This window comes from Anaerobacillus sp. ABR4_321, from assembly GCF_056158505.1.
The window spans coordinates 1,764,513-1,781,455 of sequence record NZ_JBSWTK010000001.1 but is presented as its reverse complement, the minus strand read 5'-3'; the positions used below and the strand labels follow the sequence as shown (position 1 = coordinate 1,781,455).

General features: G+C 40.7%; 19 protein-coding genes. 4 read left to right on the top strand and 15 right to left on the bottom strand.

All coding sequences use genetic code 11. The features are described 5' to 3' along the window. Positions 1-81: 81 nt before the first annotated feature. From crcB (ACXADT_RS09160) to ACXADT_RS09150, 3 genes are read right to left on the bottom strand one after another with little or no spacing between them, the layout of a single operon-like run. Complete coding sequence (gene crcB / locus ACXADT_RS09160) at positions 82-423, bottom strand: fluoride efflux transporter CrcB (protein ID WP_270179580.1); 342 nt, start codon at positions 421-423, stop codon at positions 82-84. A 1-nt stretch (position 424) separates the two neighbouring features. After that, positions 425-790 (bottom strand): fluoride efflux transporter CrcB, encoded by a 366-nt coding sequence (gene crcB, locus ACXADT_RS09155; RefSeq protein ID WP_270179581.1) that lies wholly within the window; start codon positions 788-790, stop codon positions 425-427. Between the two features lie 55 nt (positions 791-845). Then, entirely contained in the window at positions 846-1,217 is a 372-nt protein-coding gene (locus tag ACXADT_RS09150; RefSeq protein ID WP_270179582.1) for a hypothetical protein, read from the bottom strand. Positions 1,218-1,333: 116 nt separating this feature from the next. Between ACXADT_RS09150 and ACXADT_RS09145 the strand changes: the two genes are divergently transcribed. After that, complete coding sequence (locus ACXADT_RS09145) at positions 1,334-2,677, top strand: purine-cytosine permease family protein (protein WP_474834351.1); 1,344 nt, start codon at positions 1,334-1,336, stop codon at positions 2,675-2,677. Between the two features lie 20 nt (positions 2,678-2,697). Here ACXADT_RS09145 and ACXADT_RS09140 read toward each other — a convergent pair whose 3' ends face one another. After that, complete coding sequence (locus tag ACXADT_RS09140; RefSeq protein WP_474834350.1) at positions 2,698-2,865, bottom strand: hypothetical protein; 168 nt, start codon at positions 2,863-2,865, stop codon at positions 2,698-2,700. A gap of 103 nt (positions 2,866-2,968) precedes the next feature. Between ACXADT_RS09140 and ACXADT_RS09135 the strand changes: the two genes are divergently transcribed. Further along, the gene (locus tag ACXADT_RS09135) at positions 2,969-3,271 is read left to right on the top strand and encodes a hypothetical protein (RefSeq protein WP_474834348.1); all 303 of its coding nucleotides are present in this window, start codon (positions 2,969-2,971) and stop codon (positions 3,269-3,271) included. Positions 3,272-3,335: 64 nt separating this feature from the next. Here the strand turns inward: ACXADT_RS09135 and ACXADT_RS09130 are convergent, their stop codons facing one another. The 9 genes from ACXADT_RS09130 to sppA all read right to left on the bottom strand — a co-directional run bounded on the left by ACXADT_RS09130 (position 3,336) and on the right by sppA (position 10,645). Then, positions 3,336-3,842, bottom strand: coding sequence for a MogA/MoaB family molybdenum cofactor biosynthesis protein (locus tag ACXADT_RS09130; protein ID WP_270179586.1), 507 nt, complete (start codon positions 3,840-3,842; stop codon positions 3,336-3,338). A gap of 1 nt (position 3,843) precedes the next feature. Beyond that, positions 3,844-4,692 carry an EcsC family protein gene (locus ACXADT_RS09125; protein WP_474834346.1) on the bottom strand — a complete coding sequence of 283 codons (849 nt, stop codon included), beginning with the start codon at positions 4,690-4,692 and terminating at the stop codon, positions 3,844-3,846. 110 nt (positions 4,693-4,802) lie between these two features. Further along, positions 4,803-5,990 carry an acetate kinase gene (locus ACXADT_RS09120; RefSeq protein ID WP_270179588.1) on the bottom strand — a complete coding sequence of 396 codons (1,188 nt, stop codon included), beginning with the start codon at positions 5,988-5,990 and terminating at the stop codon, positions 4,803-4,805. A 173-nt stretch (positions 5,991-6,163) separates the two neighbouring features. After that, complete coding sequence (locus tag ACXADT_RS09115) at positions 6,164-7,156, bottom strand: class I SAM-dependent methyltransferase (protein ID WP_474834344.1); 993 nt, start codon at positions 7,154-7,156, stop codon at positions 6,164-6,166. 134 nt (positions 7,157-7,290) lie between these two features. Continuing rightward, positions 7,291-7,788: a thiol peroxidase gene (tpx, locus tag ACXADT_RS09110; RefSeq protein WP_270179590.1), complete on the bottom strand. Its 498-nt coding sequence runs from the start codon at positions 7,786-7,788 to the stop codon at positions 7,291-7,293. 124 nt (positions 7,789-7,912) lie between these two features. After that, positions 7,913-8,446, bottom strand: a complete 534-nt coding sequence (gene ytfJ / locus ACXADT_RS09105; RefSeq protein WP_270179591.1) for a GerW family sporulation protein — start codon at positions 8,444-8,446, stop codon at positions 7,913-7,915. A 25-nt stretch (positions 8,447-8,471) separates the two neighbouring features. Beyond that, the gene (locus ACXADT_RS09100) at positions 8,472-9,077 is read right to left on the bottom strand and encodes a DUF2953 domain-containing protein (RefSeq protein WP_270179592.1); all 606 of its coding nucleotides are present in this window, start codon (positions 9,075-9,077) and stop codon (positions 8,472-8,474) included. A gap of 84 nt (positions 9,078-9,161) precedes the next feature. Next, complete coding sequence (locus tag ACXADT_RS09095; RefSeq protein ID WP_474810854.1) at positions 9,162-9,635, bottom strand: RDD family protein; 474 nt, start codon at positions 9,633-9,635, stop codon at positions 9,162-9,164. 14 nt (positions 9,636-9,649) lie between these two features. Beyond that, positions 9,650-10,645 carry a signal peptide peptidase SppA gene (sppA, locus tag ACXADT_RS09090; RefSeq protein ID WP_270179594.1) on the bottom strand — a complete coding sequence of 332 codons (996 nt, stop codon included), beginning with the start codon at positions 10,643-10,645 and terminating at the stop codon, positions 9,650-9,652. A gap of 230 nt (positions 10,646-10,875) precedes the next feature. Here sppA and ACXADT_RS09085 point away from each other — a divergent pair, with 230 nt between their 5' ends. After that, complete coding sequence (locus tag ACXADT_RS09085; RefSeq protein ID WP_270179595.1) at positions 10,876-11,673, top strand: NAD kinase; 798 nt, start codon at positions 10,876-10,878, stop codon at positions 11,671-11,673. Positions 11,674-12,399: 726 nt separating this feature from the next. Here the strand turns inward: ACXADT_RS09085 and ACXADT_RS09080 are convergent. Continuing rightward, the gene (locus ACXADT_RS09080; protein WP_474834342.1) at positions 12,400-13,995 is read right to left on the bottom strand and encodes an amidohydrolase; all 1,596 of its coding nucleotides are present in this window, start codon (positions 13,993-13,995) and stop codon (positions 12,400-12,402) included. Between the two features lie 168 nt (positions 13,996-14,163). Here ACXADT_RS09080 and ACXADT_RS09075 point away from each other — a divergent pair, with 168 nt between their 5' ends. Then, complete coding sequence (locus tag ACXADT_RS09075; protein WP_474814743.1) at positions 14,164-15,237, top strand: undecaprenyldiphospho-muramoylpentapeptide beta-N-acetylglucosaminyltransferase; 1,074 nt, start codon at positions 14,164-14,166, stop codon at positions 15,235-15,237. Between the two features lie 45 nt (positions 15,238-15,282). Here ACXADT_RS09075 and mbcS read toward each other — a convergent pair whose 3' ends face one another. Continuing rightward, complete coding sequence (gene mbcS, locus ACXADT_RS09070) at positions 15,283-16,863, bottom strand: acyl-CoA synthetase MbcS (protein ID WP_474834680.1); 1,581 nt, start codon at positions 16,861-16,863, stop codon at positions 15,283-15,285. Positions 16,864-16,943: the final 80 nt, after the last annotated feature.

The window sequence follows — 16,943 nt, the reverse complement described above, 5'->3', positions numbered from 1 at the left end:
AAACCTCTATCATCATAACATTCCGATTACCAATTAGGAACCTTTCCTCCAAAAAATTTTGAAACCCTTTTCAAAGCTTCTTTATACAACAAGGATATAACCTAAAGCTGCCATAAACAACCCACCGCAAGTACTGATCACCAGATAAATAATAGCGAGGTACTTATGGTTAGAGGATAGATCGATTGTTTCGTAAATAAAAGTAGAAAATGTCGTTAACGCACCAAGAAAACCAGTCGAGACTGCTGGCCCAAATTCACTTGATCCGTAACCGACGCCTAATAGAAAGCTTCCTACCAGATTAACTATTAATGTGGCTAACGGGAATCCTTGCATGAAGCTCATTTTATTAAACAATAGAGTAACGATATACCTTAATAGCGCTCCTGCAGCCCCACCAACCGCGATCAACAACCATTGCAAGCTACTCCCCCCTAACACGCTTCGCAAGGAACACACCGATTACAGCGGCCAAAAGTCCTAAGACAACACTACCCATTCCATAAAGAAAAGCAGTCATGAACTGACCTGCTTTTAAATAAACGAATAGATCTAAAGAATACGTAGAAAACGTCGTAAAAGAACCGATCAGCCCCGTTGCGATCAGCTTTTTCTTCCATTCAGAAAGGGTATTATTTTGAATAAAACGGTAAAAGAAACCTAATAAAAGCGAGCCGATGATATTGACGAGAAAAGTTGAGAAAGGGACACCGTTCATCATTGTGCCGACCGTACTTCGTAGGAGAGCCCCAACCGCTCCACCAACTGCAACAGCGAAACTATATCTCATTTCTTAACTCCTTTGATCAATCTTTTCTCATCTTATCGGATCCAAACTCTAAAGTCTACTCACTATCCTCTTTATCCCAAACCCACGTATAGAGTCTCCCATTAGCATCCATCCATTTCATTTCGAACCGGTCTGCGTCATAGCCATACTTTTTTATTCTCGTTACCAGTTCATCAACCTGAGAAAGCTCTGAAACGTTCAGGTGTTCATAGAGTGATGTTACATCTTCCTTCGCATCAGCACCTTTTCTAACTAAGCTCCCCTTTTCCACCTCGTATTCGTTTGGGCTTGAAAATTCCCATTCATTTTCAACACCTTGAGAGATGACAGTACATTTGAACAAGAAACTATTTTGTAAGGAAGATGCTTCTACCCGAAAAGGGACGCTCACCATAAGAATTGCTAGGATTACACTTAGCTTTTTCATAAGATCACCTCTTCTTTATGCTGAGAAAAAACTTTGATAATTATTCCTCTACTTCTAGATTGCAACATTCTCTTTACCAAACTAAAATAGAAGTAAGCACACAAAAAGGAGTCTCCATGAATTCAACTAACAAACAGCAACTGAAAATTGAACGATTCGGTCTAGAATCTGTGCCACAAAACTTACGTACAACATCTTGGTACGAATACGCGATGATTCAAATGACGATTTCAGTAAATGCCGGTAATTTCTTAGTTCCAGCTCTTGCTGTTCTAGAAGGTGGATTGTCTTTTACCTGGGCAGTGCTTTCTACTGTATTTGGAGCGATGCTCGCTTTTATATTCGTCTCTTTCCTTTCCTTTCCAGGTGCGAGGAAAGGAATTCCTTCACAATATGCAGTACGTTCCTTCCTAGGACATAAAGGCGCGCAATATTTTGCGTCACCTGTACGAACCATTACGTCACTTTACTGGTTTGCAGTACAAACTATAGGGGGAACCTACATGGCTGTCGAATTGGTCGATCGCGTCCTTTCGATCAAGCTGCCCTTCCTCCCAGTCACTCTCCTTTTAGCAACGATTATGGCTACACTTGCATTAGTAGGGTTTAATGCAGTTAAGAAAGCAACCGTCTTCATCCTCCCATTGTTGTTTGCGGGGACTGTTTCGATGATCATTGTCTTCATTACCTCGGATGTTGGAGGAAAACCATTTTCTTCCATCTTATCGAGTCATGAAGCTCCTGAGTATTCCACTGTGTTTTTCTATTCAAGTCTAGCGTTCGTACAGTATGTATCAGGTGTGAGTAGTTCATCTGACATGACGAGGTATGCTCGTACAGCAAAACATGCTTTTATTGGATTGTTTGTAGGCAATTCTATAGGATTTTTATTTACCGCTGTTTTAGCTGCGTATACAGCCTCTGCTTCAGAATCATGGAATCCGTTTCTCATTACAAGTCGTTATACTGACTCAGGAATATTATTAACCTTTATCTTTGTAGCCGCACTATGCTCGATGTTTACGATTAATATCAGCAATGCGTATACAGGTGGTTATAGCCTCTTAAACACCTTCCCGACTTTAGGAAGGGTGAAAAGCGCTATTGTACTTGGGATATGTGCAATTGCATTGAGTGCATTTCCAGCGCTTGTCGATGAAGCTGAACAGTTCATCTCATTATTAGGTGCATTCGTTATTCCTCTGTCTGCTATTATCATTACCGACTTTCTCATCATAAAAAAAGCTCGTTTTACAACCGAATTGCTTTCATCGATGAATAATAAAGAGAATGTAATCAACCTAGCAGGGTTTAGCGCTATTGCACTCGGAATGTGCACTTACTTACTGCTCCCCACTTCATTATCTCCAGGATTTTTATCGTTTTTACTAACCTCTCTCCTATACGTTGGCATTAAGAAATGGGGCTGTAATAGAAAAAGCAAGAAAGTTCATGTGTAACACATGAACTTTCTAACAACCTAATAATAGCTTTTTCTATCTTGTTTTGGAGGAAACTTATTGTTTTTTCCTTGCTTAACGGCTTCATCTTGATCAATGACGCCGCTTTGGTATGATTCACTTAACTGCTGATGCACAGTCATTTCACCGCTTTGATCATAGATCAATTCATCTTTATTTTTATTCACCAAAAAAACCTCCCTTTGATTCAGTCTTGCTTCTTTAGTGTTCCCCGCCCACTTTTAAATATCAAAGGAAGGACACGTTATCATCTAGTAAGGAGGGAAGAAAATGTTTACATTTTATCGAGACGAGCGATTACAAATCGATGTCCCAATCCTTGATCTGTTTTGGGAGGAGCTTGCCCTAGACGAACAGGAAGAGATCTTACTCAGATGGGAACAAATTAGAAGTACGATTCCAGATCGAATCATTGAACTTGAAGGAAAGATTATGGAAAAACAATCACAGCTAAGTAATGAAGAAAATTTTGAAACCTCGTGCAGTTTGAACACGCAAATTGCTGATCTTGCTTCGATTATTAATGATTTATGGTTGTGGTACAGAAAGACCTTTTTGATCACAACAAAATAAACTCTCGATGTATAGTAAAAGGCTGCCATAGTTGAACGGCAGCCCTTTTGATCAATCACCTTATTCACTTATTTATTTCTCTTACTACATGAGGCAATTCAGGTACGATTAATTTCGACATACCCAATTTAACCGCTCCCGAGGATCCAGGTAATGCGAAAATAGCCGTTTCACTTAATACGCCTCCGATGGCCCGTGATAACATAGCGGGAGATCCGATATCTTCTGTATAACTTAGCATTCGAAACAGCTCTCCAAACCCAGTGAGCTCTTTCTCAAGCATATTGGCAATCACATCATATGTAACATCTCTTTTTGAGATGCCTGTACCACCATTCAGCAAAATCGCATCAACTTCTTTGTTAGTTACACCACGCTCCACTGCGTTTTCAATCGCTTCTTTATCATCTTTAATAACAACTCGATCAATAATGTGGTGATTTTTCTCCTCGAGCATTTGGGACATGAGCACACCGCTTTTATCGGTTTCAAGTGTCCTCGTATCACTGACTGTTACAATAAGTACACGTATAGACGAGGGTGCATTTGCCTTATGTTCTTTCACGCTCAATTCATACACCTCGCTCCATTTGTAGCTCCATTAAAAATCGTTTTTGATAAAACTTATGAGCAGACTCACTTACCGATCGGGTGAATCGATAATTTAAGCTAGCTCCAATCGCAATTCCAAACAGCGGGATACCTTGAATAACTTTTTTCCTCAGTATCATCAAAACAGTACCCTTTACCATTTGCTTCATAGGACCTTGTAGCCAGTTCAAATCAGCTACCTCCTCACTTCCTTCATAAAAGTAAGGATGCTCATGTCCCTGCGAAATTTCTTCTTCTAGAGCAACCCAGCCTTGTTTCTGAAGGCCCTTTGGCAGCGTTGCCATATGAAACACTTTTAAAGCGATCATCATTTCGGCTGGATAGCTAACCGGATAACCGTACGTCATCGCAATCAGTTGCACTGTACGTAAGTTTATTGCCAGAACAGCCGGTATATCTAGACCTAACAATAATAAACTTCCTGTACCTGAAAGTCCCCCTTGAGCAAGGGAAACCATTTTCTGTCGGGCAATCTGTTGATCCGCTATGTAAGCAAGTTGGTCGACGGAAAGCTTCTTCATATCTTGGATTTGTTCTATTTCAGGGTTAAATAACCGTGCATCGGTTAATAAACGATTGCTTGCATCAACTTGAGACTGGGAATTTTGGATGAAAGCATGCATGTGGAACAATACTGAATCAATGACCGAATACATCTTATTTCTTGTGGTTGAATCAACTGTCTTAAGCTGATATTCATACCACTTCTGAAACGTTCGTTCAATATCAGTAGCATGCTGAGCGAAATGCTCTTTTTCCCATTGCTTAATTTCTTCCAACCTTCTCTCTTCTCTTTCAGTCCATACCAATCACAACCGCTCCCTTCATGTAATACTATGTTTATATTGTATCTTTTTCAGAGTAAAACTTCCAATCGCCATAAAAAAAAGAGCACCTGCTAAGCAGATGCTCTTACCTATTATTGAGAAAGACGAACTGTGTCTCTTGCAATAACCACTTCTTCGTTTGTTGGAATGATAATAACTTTCACTGGAGAGTGAGGATAGCTGATGAATGCTTCTTTTCCTCTTACTTTGTTGAGAGCAGGATCCCAATAAACACCCATAAACTCTAGTCCACGTAATACTCTCGCACGAACTGTATCACTGTTTTCACCGATACCAGCTGTGAAGATAATCGCATCAAGACCTGACATACGCGCAGCATACGAACCGATGTATTTGTGGATTCTTGATGTGAACACTTCTAGTGCAAGCTCAGCACGTTCGTTACCTGCTTCCGCTTCAGAAGTAATGTCACGAAGGTCACTAGAGAATCCTGATACACCTAGGAGACCACTTTTCTTATTCAACGTATTAAGCACTTCTTCAGCAGTTTGTCCTGTTTTCTCCATAATGAATGGAATTAAAGCAGGGTCAATGTTTCCAGAACGAGTACCCATTGTTACACCAGCTAGTGGAGTGAAGCCCATCGACGTATCGATTGAGTTTCCGCCTTCGATCGCAGCGATTGAAGCCCCGTTTCCAAGGTGACACGAAAGAAGACGTAGTTCTTCTAGTGGACGACCTAGTAATTCCGCTGCACGTTCAGACACATATTTGTGTGATGTCCCGTGGAATCCATATTTACGAATCCCGAAATCTTCATAGTACTCATAAGGAAGACTATATAGGTAAGATTGTTCAGGCATAGATTGGTGGAACGCAGTATCAAAAACTGCAACAGCAGGAACATCAGGGAGAATTTCTTGGAAAGCACGTATTCCGACCAAGTTTGCAGGGTTATGCAATGGTGCTAGTTCCGATACTTCTTCAATTCCTTTCATTACTTCATCCGTAATGAGGGCGGAGTCATTAAATTTCTCTCCACCATGTACGACTCTGTGACCAACACCTTCGATTTCATCATATGATGAAATAATTGAGTGTTCGAACAGCTTCTCTAGTAACATTTTCACAGCAACTGCATGATCAGGGATCTCAGTTACACTCTTATCTTTTTCACCGTTTACTTCAATTGTAAAAATGGCGTCATCAAGACCGATACGTTCTACAATTCCTTTAGTGATAACAGTTTCTTCCGGCATATTTAAAAGTTGAAATTTTAAAGAAGAACTACCGGCGTTGATTGCTATTACTTTCGCCATATGTGACAGCTCCTTTTATACTGTGATTAACGACACGAAAATAGAAGGGGTATACCCTTCTATCTTTTCACACCTTACTTATTTAAACACCCAAAATGACTTTATTCAAGATGAAAACCGCTTACATAAAAGTATTCCGCCAATTCTGATTTGTAAACGTTTCATAACGGATGTTAGGTAAGCTGTTGAAACCATCCGTTTATTTGTTGCATCATATTCACCATCGCTTCTCTGTTGGAGAAAGAAGGGAGCTTTGCCATCATCACTTGCTTCGGTTTTAGAGCCCTATCGCCTTTTTTCTGAACGACAAGAATGCTTTTAGCTTGCGCTTCGTTAGCAAAGAGGCTCGTTGGAAGTTGAATGATTCCGTGAATGTTCGATCGTTCATTGATTAGGTTTTGAATGTGATGACCTCTTTCATCATTGAACAAGAAGTTAGGAATCATAAAGAAGAGCATTCCGGATTCTTCTGTCATATTTAAACTTTGCTCGATTAACAGGTGATGAACATAAGACATCCCTTCATCAGCTTTTAACGTATAGTTCAGAGCAACTTCCTCATGCGGATAATACCCAACAGGTAAATCTGTAACGATCGTATTTACTTGTGGCACATAAAGGTCTTTTACGCTATCCTGATGTAAAAACTCAACTTGATGCTTTTGCAGGTTTGCATTAATAAATCCAATGTGCAGCAATAAATCATCAGCATCTGCCCCATAAGACAAGACCTTTTGTGTTTTAAGCTGATTTAAGACAGCAGTCAGTAAATTTCCGGTACCTACTGCTGGGTCGAGAAGCTTCACTTCTTCAAGATTTAATACTTCTGTGTATTTGTTTACGAGGAAACCAATCAGATGCGCAACACTATCCGGTGTCATAGCATGATGAGGTTGAACACCTTTTTTCATACCTTTTAATATCGCAAGCTGAATTCCTTTCCGAATCGTTTCTTTTTCTGCACCTTCTAGAGTAAGTGGTTCATATAGCTTCTTAAGACGTTCGATCGTCTCATCGTCTAATTCTTCTTGAAGCACAGATTCTTCAAACAAGTTTAAACCCGTTTCAACAAGTGCTTCTAAATAAGTCATATCTAATTTATTTTGAATAACCAATGTCGATTCATCGAGTATGTTGAATAAGTTTTCTACAGTTAATTCGTTCATTTTTTTGGCCTCCTGCCTATTAGTTCGCCGATTCTATTGTAAACAGTAAGGAACCGTTTCGCAAATAACATCGTTTATGAGGCGAAGACGATTTAAAAAAGGACTTCGATGTACACCATCGAAGTCCTTTCCTGTTAGTCAGCTTGTTTTGCAGCTTCTAATGCTTTTTCATAGTCAGGGTGATCTGTTGCTTCACTGAGATACTCTGTGTAAACAACCTCATCTTTACTGTTCACAACGAAAACTGCTCTCGTAAGTAAGCGAAGTTCCTCAATCGCAACACCATATCCTTTACCGAATGATAAGTCACGATGATCTGAAAGTGTGATTGCATTTTCAATTCCAGCAGCTCCGCACCAGCGTTTTTGAGCAAATGGGAGGTCGGCACTGATCGTTAGGACTGATACATTATCAAGCTTAGCACCTTCTTCATTGAATCTACGCGTTTGAGCATCGCAAACCCCAGTATCAAGTGACGGAACAACGCTGATCAGACGAACTCCAGAATAATCTGAGAGCTTCTTTTCCGACAAGTCGTTCGCAAGCACAGTAAATTCAGGCGCAGTGTCACCTTTCTTAACTTCTTCTCCAAGAAGAGTCATAGGCGTACCTTTAAATGTAATATTTGCCATGTTAAAACCTCCTTTATGAGTTGGTCGTATGTACGACTATCCTCATCATATCGGTGACTCGTTATTATTTCAAGAAAAGTGATGTGTTGTCATACATAAAAAAAACCCGGTATCTTAACCGGGTTTAGAATCCTAAATCCTGTTTTTCGTCATTTTGTTGTTGACCTCTTTGCTGAGAGCGATACTTGCCTTGAGATTGCCTAGACTGAGAATGATCCGATTGACCATTTTGACTACTCTTATGGTTGTCTTTTCCCTGGCTGCCCATGCTTTGAAGCATGCCTTGTATTTTCTCGATCGCCTGTGGAGCAAGGTCTAAAAGCCTTTCATAAAGGTGAGTCGTATTATCGAGATGAATCATTTTGATGTCGCTACCACTTACGATTAAGAAAGCAATCGGAGTAATCGATACACCGCCACCACTTCCACCACCAAAAGGCTCTCCTTTACTTTGATCCTTTTGCGAAGACTGAGATTGTGATTTAAGCATGAATTCGCTACCGCCCGCAGCAAACCCAAAACCTACTTTCGATACGGTTAAAATCACACTTCCGTCCGGCGTTTCTACCGGATCGCCAATGATCGTATTAACATCGATCATATCTTTCAAGTTTTCCATCGCTGTCTGCATGAGTCCTTCTATCGGATGCCCACCCATATGAATGCCTCCTTCACTTATACCGTTAAGCCTCCTGAAGCTTTTTCTGAGACTTCAATAATTTAATCACCGCGATCATAGCATGCCCCAGTTTGAAAGTTATCATGCATCTTATATAAGTCTGAATTGTTTTTACTTCATACATCGGCGTAACGATCAGCTGAGGAACGGCTAGTAAATTTGTGTAGTGGGAGAGAACAGCAAATAAAGCTATTTTAGTATTCAGCAATAAATCAGCTCCTACTGCTGTCGTCGCTGCATTCCCTATTCCAATATTAGTTTCCCATTGAACAGTTCTTATGTTTGTCTTTCGTAGCATGAATGAAGCTGCTTTCCTACTTTCCATCCCCCTACTAAACCATATCTTTGACTTTTTTATTCCTTCTAGTGGCGAAAAACGTTTCTGTTCTCTCACTTTTTCCTTTAACTCTTCTTCTTTTTGTTCAAGCAGATCATTTAAAGGAATCGTCGTAGAGTGAGAAATGAGACCAAACAACGCTGTAATTTCAACTGCCACTTCCTCAACTGCTTTAGAATGCTCCACCATCAATGTGAGTTTGACTGTTGAGAACAATATAAGCAAAGTTACTAATAGAAGTAGTATGAATATGATGCCGACTGCGATATACATGTTTGCCCTCCACCTCCCACCACTCAATAAAACAATTATGTATAGAATAAACCTGCCCAATAGAGGCAGGTTTATTCAAAAATATTATTTTTCTTCATGAACGACGATTGTATCTGCAAAGATATCATGGAGCCCTTTTTTCTGCTTAGTGAACCCCACCATGATATATCCTACAAATAAAATTGTTTTACTAATAAATCTTCCGATCCCTTCTCTAAAAATGACAGTTCCCCACGTGAGATCTTCCTTTTTTTCTCTCCTAACAGTTAATCCAAACAACATCTTGCCTAATGTTTGAGAAAGGAATTTTGTCATCAAGATGAAGTAAGCATAGAAGACGATTCCTGTCAGTACACCTTGTATAGGTAAGAATCCCGGCTCGCCCGGAGGAATTTCAAGCCATTTCACAAAAGGTGTAATCAGAATTCCGTTCAAGCTTGCAATTACGATAACGTCAACGATATATGCCCAAAACCGCATCCAGAAACCCGCATATCTAACACTGGATTCCTCTACAGATGCAGGAGGGGCAGTATGCACGTTCATTGTCTCATCCATTTCTGCCTACCTCCTTATTCAGAATATAAATACATGAGTTTCGGTGATGGCGGAGTTGATAAGAGCTGCTGGATTCCGAGCAGATCTTTTTCTGATCCCATCAGCTTAGCTGCCGTCATTTCGAACAGAGATTCGAAGCCAAAACTCTGCTTATACTGAACGACTCTAAGCTTGCTGTCACCAAGTTCTCCTCTCATATCGTTTATCGTATCTTCAAGATTACCTAACCCATCAACAAGGTTAACATCTTTTGCTTGACGGCCATCATAGATTCTCCCATCTGCAAGCTCTTTAACTTGGCTTTCATCCATTCCTCTTCCTTCGCTAATCACTCGAACGAATGCTTCATAGGAGTTATCGATCATCGATTGAAGAATTTCACGCTCTTCTTCACTCATTTCCCGATTCGGAGACATGATATCTTTATAAGGACCGCTCTTAATCGTTTCCCATTTCACGCCAACTTTTTCAGCAAGCTCAGAATAATTCATCGACTGCATGATGACGCCAATCGATCCAGTAATGGTTGATGGACTCGCATAGATTTTATCTGTAGGAGCGGAAATGTAATAACCTGCAGAAGCAGCCATACTACCCATTGAAACGTATATCGGTTTATCCGTTTTCTCTTTTAATTCGAGAATCTTGTCATGAATTTCTTCACTTTCAACCACTCCACCGCCAGGAGTGTTGAGCCTGAGTATAATCCCTTTTACGCTATTATCTTCACCAGCGTGCTCTAAGCGTTTCAAGAACACGTCATGGTTATAACCTGCCTGAGGTAAAAAGCTCGAGCCCTGTGCTGTGTCTTGAATAACACCTTCTACATTTAAAACGACGATCTTATTGAGGCTCTTCCCCTCTTCGATAACCGTTTCTGCAAATTCATCGGATGAATTCAATTCTTCTTGCCAGTTTCCAAAGGCAAGGCTTGAAACAACATTGAATCCAATCGAAACAATAATTAATACCACTGCAATTCCAAGCGCTAGCCATCGTTTTCCATTCATAATAGACCTCCTCTACATTCTACCTTATGTACGTCTTTGCTCGGTTATTGGTTTCATAATTTCGAGAATACCATACAGATTAACGAACTGCACCATTTTTGAAATGTAAGGAATGAATTTAAGGTGTAAAGATAAACTAAGGACGCACTGATAAAATAGCTAATTTTTTCTTTTTTCTAAATTCAGAGAATGGTACAGTTAAGAAGACAATCGTTGGAGGAGGAATTCACATGCCAAATCGTCGTAATTTATTTTTCTTCTATAAAGAGACTGAAGAACTTCGAGAAAAAGTTGAACCTTTAAAAGAACTTGCAAGTAAATATGATTTTCATGTTGTAGACGATCCGAAAGACGCGAGTATTATCGCGAGTATTGGAGGGGATGGATCTTTTCTACAAGCAGTAAGAAAAACTGGTTTCCGTGAAGACTGCCTTTACGTTGGAATCTCTACAGGAGAGTTAGGGTTTTATTGTGATTTTCACATCGATAACTTGCCTGAAATGGTCGAGAATATTCTATCAGAAGGAATTGAAGTAAGACGTTACCCAACGATCGAGGTTAATGTTAACGATGAATCTTCTTTCTTTTGTTTAAATGAATGCACGATTAGATCGTCGATCATCAAAACATTAGTGATGAATGTTCATGTAGAAGACTTCCATTTCGAAACATTCAGAGGAGACGGATTGATCGTTTCGACTCCTACGGGTAGTACTGCTTATAGCAAGTCTGTTAGCGGAGCTGTCGTGGATCCGAAATTAGCATGTATGCAGGTTAGCGAAATTGCTTCACTCAATAACAATCATTACAGAACGCTCGGCTCTCCGTTTTTATTGAGCGACGAGAGAACGCTCTCGCTTGAAGTCGTACAAGATGGAAACGATTATCCAATCATCGGAATCGACAACGAAGCACTAAGTATCCAACACGCAAAGAAACTTACGATCCGTATCCCAGATAAGCGAATCAAGACAGTCAAGCTGAAAGACAACTCTTTTTGGCACAAAGTGCAGCGCAGTTTTCTTTAATAAAAAGAGGCTGGGACTTAAGCATATAACCATGAGAAAGACCCGAACAATTCATTTGAATTAGATCGGGTCTTTTGTAATTTAAATATAGGAAACCGCCGCTTCGCCAACATACTTCGCTTTCCGCGGGCACGGCCTCAGTCTCCTCAGAAAGCAAAAAACGCTTTCCTGCGGGGCCTTCGGACTCGTGCTGTTCCCGCAGGAGTCTACGTATGTTGGCTACGCTAAGGTCTTACTCTTTAACATTCAACATTCGCGATTTCCTTCATGTATGTTGGTTTTGTCCCAGCCTCTTTTCTTTTTGGAAAATCTAAACTATTGTGCTCCCTATGCCGCATGAGTTTGATTTCCTGGTTGCTTTTCTGTGGACGACGCCTGGGCATCAAAGTGAACAAAACCGTCCATTCCGAGTGTCAAATGCCCGTTGGACCACAAGGGTTAAGCGATATCCACTCCTACTAGAGTCATGCAATCCATGTTAATCATTCCGATTTATTATGCTAACAACTTTTATTCCGTAAATCTGAGAAATTTATTACTCGATATAAAAACATAGTAAATTGCGGATTGGAGCGGAAGGATACTCGACTCCTGTGGGATGAGCGGGACAGGTGAGACCCCACAGGCGAAGCCGAGGAGGCTCACCGCCCGCCCCGCGGAAAGCGAGTATCCTGGAGCGTAAATCTCAGTATATTATTGGGAGACAGTTCTTAAAGCTCTCTCACATTAATCAAAGTCTTGATATTGAATGGTTTCATCGATGACAGTCATAACGGCTTTTGTGTCTAACATCAAGTCAGGATCACAAGTAAAGATATCACGGTTTAACACTGTAAAATCAGCATCCATACCTTCCTTAATGATTCCTCGCTCCTTTTCTTTACCTATCGCATATGCGCTTCCCTTTGTGAACAAGCATACTGCTTCATACACAGAAAGCTTTTGATCAGGATAATACCCATCATGAGTGTCGTTCGGCCGCTTCCGAGTCACAGCCGCATGTATCCCTAAAAGCGGATCAACTGGTTCGATTGGTGCATCTGACCCACCTGCAATCGGAATTCTGTTATCGAGTAACGTTTTCCATGCGAACGACCATTTCATCCGTTCTTCACCTAAACGCTCCATCACCCAAGGGAAATCAGAGGCAACGAATCTTGGCTGGATATCTAATATAACCGGCAGTTGTTTTAGCCTATCGATTAAATCCTGGTTAACGACTTGAGTATGAATCAAACGATCTCTGAGACCATGATGTGGTGGATGTTTTTCGATCGCATCGATCGCATACTCTAACGCTAGGTCACCGATTACATGGATTGCAACTGGCATATGATGAGCCCTTGCTTTTTGCACAAGTTTTTCTAACCCTTCTACACTGTGGATCGCGACTCCAGAAGTATTTGGTGAATCATTATATGGAACGCTTAACAAAGCAGTACGTCCGCCAAGAGCTCCATCTGCGAATAGCTTCATCGCACCTAATTCAACATATTCTGTGCCATCCCCAAAACCTAGACCCTGCATCCTCATCTCTTCGATCACTTCGTGGTGGACAAGCAAATTAGCTCTAAACTTTCGGGTACCATTGATTACATTTAGAAACGTTTTGTATGTCCGAGTAAATCCTCCATAGTAATTAAGATCTTCCGTATGACCACCTGTAACACCTTTTGAAATGAGGTCGTCAACAGAAGAAGTCAGTGCTTTCTCAAGAAAAGAAAGACTTACTTCTGGCATCGCGTCTTTCACTAATTCTTGAGCTTTATCAAGAAGGTATCCAGTGGCCCTTCCGTCGTTATCCCTCATGATGACACCACCTTCAGGATCGGTAGTGCTATCTGTTATGCCTGCTAGGTCCATGGCGATCGAATTCGCAAGAATGGCGTGTCTACAAACTCTTGTGAGCATCATTGGATTATTAGGAGCAATTCGATCGAGTTCATCTCGATGGAATATTTTTCGATCGGGAAAATTATTTTCATTCCAACCTTCACCAATGATCCATTCATTAGGAGAAGATTCATTAACTTTTTCAACTAACAAGCGTTTCATCTCTTCAGCTGAATCTACTAGAGACAAATCGAGTCGAAGAAGCTTCTCACCGTGACCTATCATATGAAGGTGACTATCAACAAAACCTGGAATCATGACATTCCCTTTTAGATCATGCCAGGATTGTATATGATTTCCAAATTCATCGGTTAGCTCTGAAAACGTACCTGTTTTCACAACCTGACCACCTTCTGTATAAACGGCTTCCACTGTGCGTCCCTCATCGACGAGGGTGTAGATTTTTCCACCATACCAAAGCTTCCCCACTGAAATTCTCTCCTTCTCTATGTAAAATATCAAAATGTAGATATATTGTATCATTACACTCCTGTACTGTGAATCTTCTGGATTTTCACACACGACTCTTTGTACAAATTTAACTCATGATACAATAAGGAGTACGCTATGAACATTTGTGAAAGTGAGGGCAATACGTTGAAGAAGAAAATACTATTTACTGGTGGGGGCTCTGCTGGCCACGTTACGGTAAACTTGGCATTAATACCCCGTTTTCTTAAAGAAAATTGGGATGTTCATTATATTGGCTCAATAAATGGAATTGAGCGCGAGCTGGTTGAACCAGTTTCCGGCGTGACTTATCATCATGTGGCCACAGGCAAATTACGACGTTACTTTGACTGGAAGAACTTTAAAGATCCATTTAAAGTAGTAAAAGGCGTGGGGGAAGCGTTCGCCATCATTAAGCGAGAAAAGCCCTCTGTTATATTCTCAAAAGGTGGGTTCGTTTCAGTTCCGGTTGTTATTGCAGCTAAATTAAACAAAGTTCCGGTTATCATACACGAATCAGACCTAACGCCAGGACTCGCAAACAAAATAGCGATTCCATTTGCGTCTAAAGTATGCACAACTTTTCCCGAAACCGTTAAGCACCTTCCTGAAAGTAAAGCAGAATATATAGGTGCAGTCGTTCGAGATGAGCTGAAGCAAGGTAAAAGGGATGCTGGCTTATCGTTTACTGGTTTTGATGGGAGGAAGCCTGTGATGTTAATCATGGGAGGTAGCCTTGGAGCGAAGAAAATTAATGAAGCGGTAAGAAACAAGCTTGATGAGCTACTCCAAACGTTCGATATCATTCATTTAACAGGAAAAGGTCAATTAGATAACTCTCTCAATCAAAAGGGTTATAAGCAATATGAGTATGTTTCCGAAGAACTTCCTGATCTATTGAAGATGGCTGATTTAATTGTTTCTCGTGCTGGTTCAAATTCTATCTTTGAGTTCCTAGCTCTTAAAAAACCAATGTTGCTCATTCCACTTTCGAGGGCTGCCAGCAGAGGTGATCAGATCTTAAATGCACAATCCTTTAAAAAATCCGGGTATGCGAATGTACTCCTTGAAGAAGATCTTAATCCAGCTTCTTTCATCACAGCAGTTGAAGAAACATACACCAACAAAGATCGATACATCATTTCGATGGAAGAAGATAACGCAGGCGATCAAGCAAGCAAAATTGAGCAATTGATTAAAACGACAGCAAAGAAAAAATAAGAACGACCAAAAATAAAGAGGACCGTGGAGGTCCTCTTTATTACGTTATACACTTTGTTTTTCTTTTTGACGTAATTCAATTCTACGAATCTTCCCAGACGTGGTTTTTGGAAGTTCCTCTATAAATTCAATCTTACGAGGGTACTTGTAAGGTGCTGTTAAATCCTTTACATGCTTTTGAAGCGTTTGAACAAGCTCCTCACCTGCTTGTGAAGGATCTTTTAACACGATATATGCCTTAACGATGTTACCTCTGATTTCGTCTGGACTTGCGACTACAGCGCATTCTCGTACCGCTGGATGTTTCACAAGAGCGTCTTCTACTTCAAAAGGTCCGATCGTATACCCAGAACTTATGATGATGTCGTCGCCTCTTCCCTCAAACCAGAAGTAGCCATCTTCATCTTTTGAAGCTTTATCTCCAGTTAAGTAATAGTCTCCTCTAAACGCCATTTGCGTACGCTCTTCGTCTTTGTAATAGCGCTTGAATAATGCTGGTACGTCTTTATGAACAGCGATATCTCCAACTTCTCCAACTTGAACGGGCTCCCCCTCCTCATTAATGATTTCTACTTGATTACCTGGGGTCGGTTTGCCCATAGAACCTGCTTTTACTTCCATACCTTTAAGGATACCAACTAGAAGCGTGTTCTCTGTTTGACCATAGCCATCACGTACATCGATGTTAAAGCATCTTCTAAACGTGTCGATCACTTCTCTGTTAAGTGGCTCTCCAGCAGACACTGCACTCCTTAATGCAGGTAGATCGTACTTCTCTAAGTCGTCTACTTTAGCCATCAAACGGTACTCAGTTGGCGTACAGCATAGAACATTGATATCATACTCACCTAAAAAGCTTAAATATGTCTCTGGTTCAAATTTGCCACTGTATAAGAATCCAGTAGCCCCACTACACAATGTCGCTACAAACGGGCTCCAAATCCACTTTTGCCACCCTGGTCCTGCAGTTGCCCAAACGTTATCACCCTCTTGAATGTCGAGCCAAGATTGTGAGGATGTTCTAAGATGGGCATATGCCCAACCATGACTATGTACGACTCCCTTAGGATTCCCAGTCGTTCCAGACGTGTAAGACAAAAACGCCATATCGTCTCGTGCTGTTTCCGCAGCTTCAAAAAAAGCGCTCTCATTTTGTGATGCATCAAGAAGGGAAATCCATCCGTTCACTTCTCTGCCAACTGTAAATTTCAGCTGAAGAGACGGAGCTTCTTCCTCCACGCCATCGAAAGCTTCAAATAAAGCAGAATCACAAATAACAGCTTTGGCTTCAGCATGATTGATACGGTACACTAGATCTTTTTTACGCAGCATCTCAGACGATGGAATGACGACAAGCCCTGCTTTTAAACAAGCAATATATACAGCATATGTATCGATTTGTCTTGGCATCATGATTAATACTCTGTCTCCCATAGAGAGGCCATTTGTGGTTAATGCACTAGCTATTCGATTCGCCTGTTCAATTAGGCCTGTATATGTAATTTCCTGATATCCACCTTCATCATTTCTCCACTTTAGGGCAAGCTTTGATTCGTCACTAGTGAACTTTTCAATCTCACTCGTGAGATTGTACGTTTCGGGTGCGATTAAATTTTGCAAGTTGATTCCTCCTTTAAGTTCAATAGTTTTATTATACACAAAAGTTTAAAGGTTTTGAATATTTACAGAAAGCTTTCTCTCTCACT

Coding starts and splice junctions, on each gene's coding strand:
- crcB (WP_270179581.1), bottom strand. CDS start 790: ATGAGATATAGTTTCGCTGTTGCAGTTGGTGGAGCGGTTGGGGCTCTC.
- ACXADT_RS09150 (WP_270179582.1), bottom strand. CDS start 1,217: ATGAAAAAGCTAAGTGTAATCCTAGCAATTCTTATGGTGAGCGTCCCT.
- ACXADT_RS09145 (WP_474834351.1), top strand. CDS start 1,334: ATGAATTCAACTAACAAACAGCAACTGAAAATTGAACGATTCGGTCTA.
- ACXADT_RS09135 (WP_474834348.1), top strand. CDS start 2,969: ATGTTTACATTTTATCGAGACGAGCGATTACAAATCGATGTCCCAATC.
- ACXADT_RS09120 (WP_270179588.1), bottom strand. CDS start 5,990: ATGGCGAAAGTAATAGCAATCAACGCCGGTAGTTCTTCTTTAAAATTT.
- ACXADT_RS09115 (WP_474834344.1), bottom strand. CDS start 7,156: ATGAACGAATTAACTGTAGAAAACTTATTCAACATACTCGATGAATCG.
- tpx (WP_270179590.1), bottom strand. CDS start 7,788: ATGGCAAATATTACATTTAAAGGTACGCCTATGACTCTTCTTGGAGAA.
- ytfJ (WP_270179591.1), bottom strand. CDS start 8,446: ATGGGTGGGCATCCGATAGAAGGACTCATGCAGACAGCGATGGAAAAC.
- ACXADT_RS09100 (WP_270179592.1), bottom strand. CDS start 9,077: ATGTATATCGCAGTCGGCATCATATTCATACTACTTCTATTAGTAACT.
- ACXADT_RS09095 (WP_474810854.1), bottom strand. CDS start 9,635: ATGGATGAGACAATGAACGTGCATACTGCCCCTCCTGCATCTGTAGAG.
- sppA (WP_270179594.1), bottom strand. CDS start 10,645: ATGAATGGAAAACGATGGCTAGCGCTTGGAATTGCAGTGGTATTAATT.
- ACXADT_RS09085 (WP_270179595.1), top strand. CDS start 10,876: ATGCCAAATCGTCGTAATTTATTTTTCTTCTATAAAGAGACTGAAGAA.